This window comes from Acholeplasma equifetale ATCC 29724, assembly GCF_000687735.1.
GTDB classification, from domain to species: domain Bacteria; phylum Bacillota_I; class Bacilli_A; order Acholeplasmatales; family Acholeplasmataceae; genus Acholeplasma; species Acholeplasma equifetale.
In genome coordinates this window covers 1-12529 of the sequence record NZ_JHXL01000006.1, presented here as the reverse complement: position 1 = coordinate 12529, position 12529 = coordinate 1, and the positions used below count along the sequence as shown (strand labels likewise).

General features: G+C 29.8%; 12 protein-coding genes. All 12 read left to right on the top strand.

What is annotated here, in order from left to right; translation table 11 throughout:
* The first annotated feature begins 41 nt into the window (after window positions 1–41).
* On the top strand, window positions 42–404 hold the full coding sequence (locus T434_RS07825) for a PTS sugar transporter subunit IIB (protein WP_162150705.1): 363 nt from the start codon (window positions 42–44) through the stop codon (window positions 402–404).
* Window positions 401–676 (top strand): HPr family phosphocarrier protein, encoded by a 276-nt coding sequence (locus T434_RS0103895; RefSeq protein WP_026399987.1) that lies wholly within the window; start codon window positions 401–403, stop codon window positions 674–676. Before T434_RS07825 ends, T434_RS0103895 begins: the two co-directional genes overlap by 4 nt.
* The gene (locus tag T434_RS0103890; protein ID WP_026399986.1) at window positions 669–1571 is read left to right on the top strand and encodes an undecaprenyl phosphate translocase family protein; all 903 of its coding nucleotides are present in this window, start codon (window positions 669–671) and stop codon (window positions 1569–1571) included. Before T434_RS0103895 ends, T434_RS0103890 begins: the two co-directional genes overlap by 8 nt.
* Window positions 1552–2169, top strand: coding sequence for a tRNA (guanosine(46)-N7)-methyltransferase TrmB (trmB, locus tag T434_RS06885; protein WP_051614375.1), 618 nt, complete (start codon window positions 1552–1554; stop codon window positions 2167–2169). The genes T434_RS0103890 and trmB overlap by 20 nt, the downstream gene beginning before the upstream one ends.
* Complete coding sequence (locus T434_RS0103880; RefSeq protein ID WP_162150704.1) at window positions 2156–3211, top strand: M42 family metallopeptidase; 1056 nt, start codon at window positions 2156–2158, stop codon at window positions 3209–3211. The genes trmB and T434_RS0103880 overlap by 14 nt, the downstream gene beginning before the upstream one ends.
* Window positions 3208–4047, top strand: a complete 840-nt coding sequence (locus T434_RS0103875) for an aldo/keto reductase (protein WP_026399984.1) — start codon at window positions 3208–3210, stop codon at window positions 4045–4047. The genes T434_RS0103880 and T434_RS0103875 overlap by 4 nt, the downstream gene beginning before the upstream one ends.
* 91 nt (window positions 4048–4138) lie before the next feature.
* Window positions 4139–6097 carry a DNA topoisomerase IV subunit B gene (parE, locus tag T434_RS0103870; RefSeq protein ID WP_162150703.1) on the top strand — a complete coding sequence of 653 codons (1959 nt, stop codon included), beginning with the start codon at window positions 4139–4141 and terminating at the stop codon, window positions 6095–6097.
* Entirely contained in the window at window positions 6094–8664 is a 2571-nt protein-coding gene (gene parC, locus T434_RS0103865) for a DNA topoisomerase IV subunit A (RefSeq protein WP_026399982.1), read from the top strand. The genes parE and parC overlap by 4 nt, the downstream gene beginning before the upstream one ends.
* 20 nt (window positions 8665–8684) lie before the next feature.
* On the top strand, window positions 8685–10319 hold the full coding sequence (locus tag T434_RS06880; RefSeq protein ID WP_051614372.1) for a nucleoside kinase: 1635 nt from the start codon (window positions 8685–8687) through the stop codon (window positions 10317–10319).
* 16 nt (window positions 10320–10335) lie between these two features.
* Window positions 10336–11403: a hypothetical protein gene (locus T434_RS0103855; protein ID WP_162150702.1), complete on the top strand. Its 1068-nt coding sequence runs from the start codon at window positions 10336–10338 to the stop codon at window positions 11401–11403.
* Window positions 11400–11753, top strand: a complete 354-nt coding sequence (locus T434_RS0103850; protein WP_026399980.1) for a hypothetical protein — start codon at window positions 11400–11402, stop codon at window positions 11751–11753. The genes T434_RS0103855 and T434_RS0103850 overlap by 4 nt, the downstream gene beginning before the upstream one ends.
* 31 nt (window positions 11754–11784) lie before the next feature.
* On the top strand, window positions 11785–12150 hold the full coding sequence (locus T434_RS0103845; RefSeq protein WP_026399979.1) for a hypothetical protein: 366 nt from the start codon (window positions 11785–11787) through the stop codon (window positions 12148–12150).
* Window positions 12151–12529 lie beyond the last annotated feature (379 nt).

The window sequence follows — 12529 nt, the reverse complement described above, 5'->3', positions numbered from 1 at the left end:
ATATAAAACAACATATAATAAATTTAAGGATGTGAGATTCAATGGAAAAAATTGCAGTATGGACATGGGTACTTATAGCATGTTTAGTTGTAGCTCTAATTGGCTGTATTTACTTAAGTATCTACTATGCTAAACAAAAAAAGTCTAAAAGTAATAAAGAATTATTTGATGTTAATAAAATAGTAACTGCACTTGGTGGTGTAGAAAACATTTTATCAACCAAACTCGATAATAAACGTTTAAAAATAACTTTATTTGATCCAAAATTGGTTTCTCAAGAAACACTTAAAAGTATGAATATATCCGGATTTATGACAGGAAAAGAAATTAAGTTATTAGTCAAAGAAAATCCAAAAGTACTTAAAGATAGTCTTGATAAAATTAGAAATGGGGTAAATTCATGAAGCAAAAGTTTAAAGTTATTGCTGAATATGGTCTGCACGCAAGACCTGCTACACGACTTGTTAATGAGGCAATGGGATATAAATCTGAGTTAAACTTAACTGCATTTGGAAGTTCAGTGAACTTAAAAAGTATTATGGGTGTCATGAGTTTAGGTATTTATCGTGGTGAAATCATTGAAGTCCATGCTGAAGGACCTGATGCTAAAGAAGCTATTGAAGGTATTACTCAATTCATTATTAATGAAGGATTAGGACAAGTTGTTGATGATTAAAAAAATTCTACAAGGAACATTAGTAGGAATTGGTTCGATATTACCAGGTGTTAGTGGTGGCATGATTGCCGCCGCTTTCAATATATACGCTAAATTAATTGAAGCATTAGACCTTTTAACAAAAAAACCAATCCGAGCAATTCTATCCATTTGGGAATATTTATTAGGCATAGGATTGGGTATTTTGATTGGGTTTATTATTGTGTTATTCATATTTAGTTTTGTTCCTATTCCATCGACATTATTATTTATCGGGCTTATTTTAGGTGGTGTTCCTGATATTTATTTACTTGCAAGAGAATCAAAGATTACAGTTAAAAGCATTATAGTGACTTTAGTAACTACAATAATTTTGGTTTCTGTTGCATTTATAAACCCGACTTCAGTAGCTGATTCTAACACAATGAATTATTTTATTTGGACCATTGTAGGTATTTTATTAGCAATATCCTTAATAATTCCAGGTTTATCTGGAACTATGATTTTGATGATGCTCGGTTTTTATACACCGTTATTAAATTTACCAAAAGCACTTCTTACAAATTTTGTTGATGGTAATTATCAAACGTTTTTTAATCAATCCATTAATTTAGTGTTTGTTGGATTAGGTGTACTTTTAACATTTATTATAATTGGAAAACTACTTAACTTAATTTTAAAACATTATCCAAACACATTTTATCAATTTGTATTAGGTATTATGTTAGCATCGCCAATTAATATTATTGTTTCACTTCATCAAGAATTATCAAGTGATGAAATATCTCCCATAAATATTTTTAATTTTAGTGAACATTGGTATATGTGGCTAATTGGATTAATAATATTACCACTAGGCATATGGGTTGCTAGACAATTTAACAAGAAGGAAGCATATGAGACAGAAACGAATTAAAAATGCGACAATTCCTAACCTTTTATCGTTAGGAATCATAATGGACAGAAAACTTATAAATTTAAATCAAGAAAAAAAAGTTTTTTTAGAAATTGGTTCTGGCAAAGGACAATTTATTTCATCAATGGCTATGGATCATCCAAATGACATATTTATTGGTGTTGAACGTAATAAAGATGTCATCTATCGATTAGCACAAAAAAAGCAAGAGCTAAATATTGATAATCTAATAATGATTATGGATGATGCAATGTATTTACTCGATTATTTAGGTGAGTCAAAAGTAGATACAATACAACTTAATTTTTCTGATCCTTGGCCAAAAGCAAGACACCATAAACGTAGATTAACCTATAATGACAAACTCATATTATATAAAAAGTTATTAAAACCACATGGTAAAATTATAGTAAGAACTGACCATCGTGATTTTTTCTTAGATTCACTTGATTATTTCAATCAATCTAATTTTTCAATTAATTACATTAACTTGGATTTAGCACCATCGAAATATATGACTGAATATGAAGTGAAAAAAAGAATAGCGGGACCAATATTTGAATTTAGCGCGGAGATGACAGAATATGAATCATTATAAAAATTTAAGTTTAATACCAGCTATTTCTTCACATGAAAAATTAGTACGTGAGTACATGGAAGAAAATATGAAAAAGTTTTCTGATTTTGAAATAAAAAAAGACAAATTAGGAAGCATTTTTGCATATAAAAAATCAAAAAATCCAAATGCATTAACTGTTATGATTGCTGGTCATATGGATGAAGTCGGTCTTATGGTTAAAAGCATTGAACCAAATGGAGCATTAAGAGTAATTCCAATTGGGGGCCTATCAGGAGATGTTTTTATTTCTCAAATTGTATATGTTTATACAAAAAATGGACATAAAATTCCTGGTGTCATCGGATCTATTCCGCCACATTTAAAAACAAGAAATCAAATTGATATTGCACATCTTTTAGTTGATATTGGTTCAAAATCAAAAGAAGAAACTTTAAATTATGGCGTAGCGGTTGGTGATATGGTGTTATTTGATACACCATACATTGAAACATTTAATGGTAATCGTTGGATTGCAAAGGCAATTGACAACCGTTTTGGTTGTGGATTAGCATTAGAAGCCATAGAGTATGCCAGTCAAAAATCATTTGATTTTAATTTAGTTATTGGATCAACCGTTCAAGAAGAAGTTGGATTAAGAGGGGCCGAAACAAGTGTAAATATGTTTGAGCCGGATTTATTTATCGCACTTGATTGTTCACCTGTAAATGATATAAATGAAAAAGATAGTGATGTAAAACTTGGTAATGGATTCTTATTAAGAGTTTTTGATCCAAACAATATTATGCTTGCAAACCTAAGACATTATTTTGTTGAAGTTGCAGAGAAAAATCATATTACTTACCAACCATATTTCTCAATGGGAGGAACTGATGCAGCAAAAGCATTAGATATGCATCAAGGAATACCTTCAACAACTATTGGTCTACCAGCGCGTTATATACATTCAACAGCAGCACTTGCAGATAAGTTTGATTTAGAACAAGCTCGCAGGATGTTATTTGCATTAATTGATGATTTAGATGCTGATAAAATAAAACGATTAAAGGAGGTATCTATATGAGATTTATAACTTTAAATAACGGTGTTCGTATGCCACAATTTGGTTTGGGAACATATAAAGTTGAAGCCGGTGAAAGTGCATATGAAACAGTCTTAGCGGCTTTGAAGGTTGGTTATCGTATGTTTGATACAGCAAAAATGTATCATAATGAATCTGATATTGGTCGTGCGATTAGAGATTCAAAGATTGATAGAAGTGAAATTTTTGTAACATCTAAAATATATAAACTATATCACGGCGATCAATCAAAAATTGAAAAAGATATTTTAGATAGTCTAGAAAAAATTAATCTAGGTTATATTGATTTAATGTTAATTCATTGGCCAAGTCCAGATCCTGAAATTAACCTTAAAGCATGGCAAGTTTTAGAAAAGTTTTATGAAAAAGGATTGATTAAGGCGATTGGTGTTTCTAATTTTAGAATTCATCATATCGATTATTTAGTTAAATATGCTAAAATTAAACCAGCGATGAATCAGGTTGAATGTCATCCATTATTAAGTCAAGAACCACTGCTTAATCATTTAAAAAAATTAAATATCAATATGACTTCCTATGGACCTTTTGCAAAAGGAAGAGTGTTTGAAGCACCAACAAGTGAGGCATTAACCGAAATAGCCAAAAAGTATGATGCAACAATTTCTCAAATTATTATTGCATGGGGCTTAAAGCGTGGGATAGTTATGATCCCAAAGACTGTTCATGAAGAACGATTAATTGAAAATTTTAATGCACTAAACATTGAATTAAGCGATGAAGATTTAATTAAAATTAATGCATTAAATCGTGGACAAAATGTTTATACCGATCCAGATAATAATCCATTTACAGAGTAAAAATTAAGTATTAAAGATAATCAATTCTATTTGAATGATTATCTTTTTTCATGTATAATAAACATACATTATATGAATGCTGAGGTAAATTATGGCAGAAAAAAAATATGACGAATCCTCAATACAAATACTAGAAGGACTTGAAGCAGTACGAAAAAGACCTGGTATGTATATTGGTTCTACCGATGGTCGTGGTCTTCATCACTTGGTTTGGGAAATTGTTGATAACGCAATGGATGAAGTACTAGCTGGTTTTGGTGATGAAATTCAAGTCACAATTAAAAAAGATAATTCAATTGAAGTCATTGATAATGGTCGAGGCATGCCTTATAAAATGCATCCATCGGGTGTACCTACGACACAAGTCATTTTTACTGTATTACATGCAGGGGGTAAATTTGGTACTGAAGGTGGATATAAAGTAGCTGGTGGTTTACACGGTGTTGGTTCATCTGTTGTTAATGCATTATCTACTTTATTAGAAGTTACTGTTTACAAAGATGGCGGTATCTTTAGACAAAGATTTGAAGATGGTGGAAAAAAGATTTTTCCACTAGAACGTATTGGAGATTCAAAAAAGACAGGGACTACCGTATGGTTTAAACCGGATCCTAAAATATTTTCTACAACGATTTATAATTATGACACAATCAAAGAACGCTTAAAAGAATCAGCGTTTTTAATTCGTGGTTTAAAAATTGTTTTACACGATGAAAGAAAAAATATCAAAGAAACATTTAAATATGATGAAGGTATTAAAGCTTATGTTAAGCAATTAAACCATGGCAAAGAAGCACTTCAAGAAGTAGTTGATATCAATTATATTTATAAGACCCAAAAAAAAGATGAAATTGAAATCGAGGTTGCTTTACAATATACAGATGGTTATCAAGAAAATATTATCAGTTTTGTTAATAACGTTCGAACTAAAGATGGTGGTAGCCATGAAGTTGGCTTTAAATCAGGCCTAACAAAAGTTATCAATGATTATGCAAGAAAATATGGCATATTAAAAGAAAAAGATAATAACTTAGATGGTGTAGATATAAGAGAAGGATTAACTGCTATTATTTCGTTAAGAATTCCTGAAAATATCTTAGAGTTTGAAGGACAAACAAAATCTAAACTTGGAACCCCAGATGCAAGAATTGCAACTGAAACAACTGTTTATGAAAGATTTAATACGTATCTTGAAGAAAATAGAGAAACAGCAAATAAAATTATTCAAAAGGCTGTTTTAGCTTCAAAAGCTAGAGAAGCTGCAAGAAAAGCTAGAGAAGAAGCCAGAGATATAAAAAAGAAAAATAAAAAGGAAGTATTGTTAAGTGGTAAATTAACACCTGCTCAAGGTAAAGATAAGAATATAAATGAATTATTCTTAGTTGAAGGTGATTCTGCAGGAGGATCAGCCAAACAAGGAAGAAATAGAAGATTCCAGGCAATTCTACCACTACGTGGTAAGGTTATTAATACGGAAAAAGCTACCACAGAAGCAATTTTAAAAAATGAAGAAATTTCAACAATTATTCATACAATTGGTGCAGATTTTGGTGCTGACTTTGACATTAAAAAATGTAATTATGCTAAAGTCATTATTATGACCGATGCTGACGATGATGGAGCACATATTCAAGTATTATTACTCACATTCTTCTTTAGATATATGAGACCATTAATTGAAGATGGAAGATTATTTATCGCTCAACCACCTTTATATAAAATTACAACTAAAAAAGGCAGAAAAGATGAGATAATTTATGCTTGGAGCGATGAAGAATTAAAAGATATCATTGAAAACTTAAATGCTTCATTTAATATTCAGCGTTATAAAGGATTAGGTGAAATGAACTATAACCAGTTATGGGAAACAACCATGAATCCTGAAACACGCACATTAATTCAAGTAAGCATAGATGATTTTAGTGAAAGTGATAAATATATTAGCATACTTATGGGTGATGATGTATTACCAAGAAGAGAATGGATAGAACGTAATGTTGATTTTGAAATTCGAGATGATTTTGATATAGAGGGGAAACATAGAGAATGAAATCAGTAAAAGAAAAAATCAATCAATTCGTAAATGAACGAATTCAAAAAACATTACTTGAAGATATTGTCTCCTCTCGTTTTGCAAGATATTCAAAATATATTATTCAAGATAGAGCATTACCAGACGCAAGAGATGGATTAAAGCCTGTTCAACGTCGTATTTTGTATGCAATGGGTGAAATGGGACTATTAAGTAATAAACCATATAAAAAATCAGCCAGAATTGCTGGTGATGTTATGGGGAAATACCATCCACACGGTGACTCATCTATTTATGAGGCTTTAGTTCGTATGAGCCAAGATTTTAAAATGCTTGTACCTTTAGTTGACATGCATGGAAATAACGGATCAATTGATGGTGATAAAGCTGCAGCGATGCGTTATACTGAAGCAAGATTATCAAAAGAAGCGGAATATTTATTAAAAGATATTGATAAACGAACAGTACCTTTTGTACCAAACTTTGATGACGAAGAAGAAGAACCAACTGTTTTACCTGCAAGATTTCCTAATCTTTTAGTTAATGGTGCTATGGGGATTAGTGCTGGTTATGCAACAAAAATTCCACCACATAACTTAGCAGAAGTTATTGAAGCAACGATTGCACTTATTGATCATCCAAATTTAGAAGCAGAAGACTTAATGCAATATATTAAAGGACCAGATTTTCCAACAGGTGGTATTGTCCAAGGTAAAGATGGTATCTTAGAAGCCATGAAAAAGGGTGTTGGTCGTGTAATTATTCGCTCTAAAATTGAAGTTGAAGAAATTTCTAAGGCACAAGATCGAATTGTTGTTACAGAAATACCATACGAAGTTAATAAAGCAGATTTAGTAAGAAGCATCGATAATTTACGCGTAAATAACAATATTGATGATATTATAGAAGTTCGTGATGAAACTGACCAAGAAGGATTAAGAATTGCAATCGATCTTAAAAAAGGTGCTGATGCACAATTTTATATCAATTATTTATTGAAAAATTCAGATTTACAAATTACTTTTAACTATAATATGGTGGCTATATTAAATAATCGACCTGTATTATGTGGTGTAAAAGAATTATTATTGGCCTATATTGAACACCAAAAAGAAGTTGTAACTAATAGAGCAAACTATGAATTAGAACGTTCAATGAAGAGAAATCATATCGTTGAAGGTTTAATTAAGATGACTTCAGTTGTTGAAGAAGTTATAAAAATTATTCGTCAATCTAAAAACAAAGCTGATTCAAAAATAAATATTATGAATCGATTTGGATTCACTGAATTACAAGCTGAAGCTATTGTTATGCTTCAATTATATAGATTATCTTCAACTGATATTGAAGCCTTAATGAAAGAACAAGAAGATTTAAATCAACTCATTAATGAACTAAATGAAATGTTATCTAATGAACGAATTTTAATGCGTACAATTAAAAAAGAACTTCAAGAAGTATTAAAAGAAATTGGTAAACCAAGAAAAACAGTTATTGAAGATGAAATTGAAAACATTAAAATTGATCATAGAGATTTAATTAGTGATGAAAATGTCATGATTGGTGTAACTAAAGATGGTTATATTAAACGTGCCTCTTTAAGAAGTTTTAATGCAAGTAAAGACGTTGGATTAAAAGAAAATGATGCATTAGTTTATGAAAAAGAATTAAATAACTTAGACACTTTAATTCTTTTTACAAACTTAGGTAACTATATTTATTTACCAGTCTTTAAAATAGAAGATCAAAAATGGAAAGATTTAGGAATTTATATCAATAATATTGTTCCTATTGATAAAAACGAACGCATTATTAAAGTATTTAGTTTTAATAACTTTAATCGCGATATTCAACTATTATTAGCAACTAAAGAAGGTCAAATGAAACAAATTCAATTAATTGATTTAGATGTTACAAGATACCATCGACCACTTCGTGCAATGAAGTTATCTAAGACAGATGAATTAGTTTCAGTAGATATTAATAGAAAACCAAATATCATTGCATTATCTAAATTAGGTTATGCATTAAGATTTAATACTGATGAATTACCAAATTACGGACTACAAGCAGGTGGTGTCAATTCAATGTCACTAAATGAGGGGGATGAGTTAGTTAGCGCATTTTATGCATATGATTCAGATGAATTTTACATGCTCACGAACCGTGGACATGTCATTAAAGACTCTGTTATGGAGTTACCAAAATATGGTCGAAATCGACGAGGTATTATAGTTATCGAACGACTAAAAACTAATCCACATCTAATTGTTTCTGCTTCACGCTTTTCAAAAGCACAAGCAAAAGAAGATGTAAATACATTATTAGTATCAAGTAAAGAAAGTTTAAAGGTTTTAGTTTCAGAACTTAAATATTCAAATAATAAATTTGGTAAGAAAATGCTTGATGATGGATTTTATATCTCAATTGATGATGCGAAAGAAGATATTGAAGAAGAAATCATCAAGAAAGAACCACCAAAAAAAGAAACTAAACCAATTAAGCTTAAAGAAGAACAAGTTATTACAAAAACAAATCAACAAATTCGTTTATCAAGACTCGATTTATTTGATGACGAAGAATAATATTTTATAGGAGATAAGTTATGGAAGTTATTGTAAAAGGTCAAAAATATAAATTTGAAGGACCAACAACACTAGAATCAATTAAAGATAAATTAGGATTAAAAGATATTGTATCTGCTGCTATAGATGGCAGAATTCGTGAATTATCATATGTATTAACAGATAATGCAGAAGTTGAATTTTTTGGAACTGAAGTGCATGATGGTATGCGTATTTATGAAGCAACATTACGTTATGTATTCGCTATGGCTGCATATCGTATAGATCCAAAAATCAAATTACGATTCTCATATTCTATTTCACGTTCAATTTTAGCTACACTTCAAGAAGGCGATATGACATATGATACATATGAAAGTATTCTAAATGAAGTAAAAAACATTATCAAAGAAAACATTGAAATTCATCGTTTATCAGTTTCTAAAGAAGAAGCGGTTAAAATTTATACAAATTTTGGTTATACCGACAAAATTAAAACATTAGAATTTAGAGAAGAGAATAATGTAAACCTTTATCAAGCAGGTAATTATGTCAACTATATGTTTTCATATATGTTACCTCGTACAGGTTATTTAACATTGTTTGATACAAAATTCTATACACCTGGATTCTTAATTTTCTTCCCAAGAGCAGAGCTTGGTGGAAAATTACCTGAATTTACAGATCAAAAAACATTTGGGAAAGTCTTAAAAGGCGCTTATAAGTGGGGTAAGATTATTGGTGGTGACACAATTGCCAATATTAACCAACACACAGAAACACGCGATAAACAAGTTGACTTCGTTAACCTTTGTGAAACAAGACATAATGACCAATTAGCAGAATTAGGATTAATGATTGCAAGCCAAATTGACGATATTAAGTTAATTGCAGTTGCTGGTCCATCATCAAGTGGTAAAACTACATTTACCAACCGTTTACGTATCGAATTAATGGCACATGGTATTAAACCTCGCATGATTTCAATGGACGATTACTATAAACCAAAAAGCGAAGCTCCACTTGATGCTGATGGGAAACCAGATTTAGAACATGTTGAAGCGTTAGATATTGATCGCTTTAATAGAGATATGGCCGATTTAGTTCAAGGAAAAGAAGTACGTTTACCTAAATTTGATTTTAAGGCTGGTAAACGTGTTGAAGGGCACTTAATGAAATTAGAAAAGGGATCACCTATTTTAATTGAAGGTATCCACGCATTAAATGATCGCTTAACATCACTTATTCCAAGTCATCAAAAATTCAAAATATTTATTGCACCTCAAACACAAATCCATATTGATGAACATAACCCAATTTCTTTAACAGATTTAAGATTATTACGTCGTATGGTCCGTGACCAAAGATATCGTAATACAAGTGTTACACAAACACTTGATATGTGGCCAAGTGTAAGACGTGGAGAGTTTAAATGGATTTATCCACACCAAGAAGGTGCTAACTACGTATTTAATTCTGAATTGACTTATGAGTTATTAGTTCTTAAAAAATATGCAATGCCTCATCTAAGCCAAATACCACGTAATGATAAACACTTTATAGCTGCAAATCGTTTAATGAAATTCTTAAAATACTTTAAAGATATTGATGAAAAATTAATACCTTCTAATTCATTATTATTAGAGTTTATCGGGGGATCTCCATTCCACGATTAATTAGTTAGGAGTTTATATGAAAGCTTTATCTAACATGTCAAGACTTCAAGTATCATCTGATTATTTACTCTTACTTATTAAGGTTTATGAAGCCAAAGGTAAGGAGTTTTATTATGATGATTTATTTCAAAGAGATAAAGACATATTTAAAAACAAGGTTATTGAAACAAATGCTTTTTATCTCGGTAAGATTTTAAAATTTGATTTCACAGAACCAAGGCTTAAGCATTTATCAAGGAAAAAATTAGTGCCTAAAAATAAACAAGAAGCCTTGTTTTTGAATATCAAAAAAGCATTACATAATATTCAAAATTACCCAAAAGAATTTGAAGTATTAGCAAACGAATTTGATGATTTGGCAAAACTTTTGGGTAAAGATGTTGAATCTGCAAAATTTAAAACTATCGATCAAAAAAAAGATGGTACATTATTTTCAAATGGAAATAAGATAAACGGAAGAAACGAGTTAGAAGAACTTGTAAAACTTTATTTAAAACAAGAAAAAACTAAGCAATATGAACTCATTCAATTAATAGCAAACTTCTATGTTGATTATATTCATCTTGAACCATTTACACTTTATAATGACATTATTTCATATATCATATTGTATGCATTTTTAGTTAAAGATTTTGCAGTATTTAAATATGTTTCATTTTTTGAATCATTTTATAACGTCTTTGACAGTTATATACAAGCTTTAAATCAAGCGAATTATTATTACTCAACGGGATATCCAAATGTGGATTTATTACAAAGATTAATTGTTGATATTTTATGGTCATCCTATGAAAAAATGAATGATTTTGTAAGATCATATAGTTTTGAAAAGAAACTGAATAAAGGTGATAGTATTGAATCAACAATTAGAAATGGAAAAGAAATATTTACAAAAGAAGATATTCGATTAGCACATCCAACGGTCGCAAAAATCACAATTGATAGAACATTAAAACGTTTAAAAGATGAAGGATTAATTCAACCACTTGGTAAGGGACGTTCATCGAAATGGCAAAGAATTGATGAAAGAAAACGACGTGGTGGACAACAACTTGATATTTTCTATTTCACAGAGGATGTATGACACCATCAATTAAAAAACATTTAAATGTTTTTAAGTCAACATATCACAAACTTATTAATTCTCAAGATGATTTTACAATAAGAAAAATCATTTTAGATTTATGCTTATATTTAGAAGAATCATTTTTATTAGATAAAGCATACTTAAAAAAATATCCAATATTTTTAACTTGTGAAGCTAATAAGGTATGTATTAAAGATCAATCAATTGATGATTTATTGACGTTTCTAACAATTATATATCGTATTGATTATGTAGATTCAAATAGTGATGCATTTTTGATGTATTATAAAAATGGGATGATTTTATCGATATTAGATGAAATCATTCACAAAATGGAGTTATTATAATATAGTAATTTCAATAAAGGAGAATACACCTATGTTTAACTACAATTGGCAACGTAGAGTTGTTGCAGCAACACCAATGATTTCTTTAATTGTTTTCTTAACATTAGGTTTTGGTTGGAATTTATGGCACCCAGGGTGGATTGCATTTTTAGCAATTCCAATTATGCCATTTATCGTTGGATTAAAAAAATTAAGATTAACTTATCCATTGGTTGTCATCATTGCATATCTCATCATGGGATTAGCATGGGATTTATGGCATCCAGGATGGATTATCTTCTTAACAATTCCTGTATTCCAAATCTTAACTGCGCCAAATCCAGCAGATAAAATGAAATCAATTAAAGTTAAAAGTAAAACAATCATCATTGATTCAGATGATAATGATGAAGAATAACAAAATAAAAAGTAGACTTTATTCTAAATGAACAGTCTACTTTTTATTTTAGGTATATAACATATATGGAGGTTTACGATACCCAATAACTTATTGGGAGGTCTACCTCCATATATGTTATAGGTGGATTTTATTGTTTAAAAATAAAGGAGCTGTCTTATAATTGTAGTTAGCTGTAACGTAAATTATAAGGAGGCCCCATGCATGATAATATTATACAACTATTATTCTTAGAATCAATCAAAAATAGAATTGAACATCTTGAAACTCATAGAAAAGATGGAAAATTGATTATTGACATCAGATTAAAAAAAGATCATATTCAATGTTTAATATGTCAAGATCAAATGAAGTTTCATAGTTACCGTTTAAAACAAAT

Coding starts and splice junctions, on each gene's coding strand:
- T434_RS07825 (WP_162150705.1), top strand. CDS start 42: ATGGAAAAAATTGCAGTATGGACATGGGTACTTATAGCATGTTTAGTT.
- T434_RS0103895 (WP_026399987.1), top strand. CDS start 401: ATGAAGCAAAAGTTTAAAGTTATTGCTGAATATGGTCTGCACGCAAGA.
- trmB (WP_051614375.1), top strand. CDS start 1,552: ATGAGACAGAAACGAATTAAAAATGCGACAATTCCTAACCTTTTATCG.
- T434_RS06880 (WP_051614372.1), top strand. CDS start 8,685: ATGGAAGTTATTGTAAAAGGTCAAAAATATAAATTTGAAGGACCAACA.
- T434_RS0103875 (WP_026399984.1), top strand. CDS start 3,208: ATGAGATTTATAACTTTAAATAACGGTGTTCGTATGCCACAATTTGGT.
- T434_RS0103850 (WP_026399980.1), top strand. CDS start 11,400: ATGACACCATCAATTAAAAAACATTTAAATGTTTTTAAGTCAACATAT.
- T434_RS0103855 (WP_162150702.1), top strand. CDS start 10,336: ATGAAAGCTTTATCTAACATGTCAAGACTTCAAGTATCATCTGATTAT.
- T434_RS0103880 (WP_162150704.1), top strand. CDS start 2,156: ATGAATCATTATAAAAATTTAAGTTTAATACCAGCTATTTCTTCACAT.
- T434_RS0103890 (WP_026399986.1), top strand. CDS start 669: ATGATTAAAAAAATTCTACAAGGAACATTAGTAGGAATTGGTTCGATA.
- parC (WP_026399982.1), top strand. CDS start 6,094: ATGAAATCAGTAAAAGAAAAAATCAATCAATTCGTAAATGAACGAATT.
- parE (WP_162150703.1), top strand. CDS start 4,139: ATGGCAGAAAAAAAATATGACGAATCCTCAATACAAATACTAGAAGGA.
- T434_RS0103845 (WP_026399979.1), top strand. CDS start 11,785: ATGTTTAACTACAATTGGCAACGTAGAGTTGTTGCAGCAACACCAATG.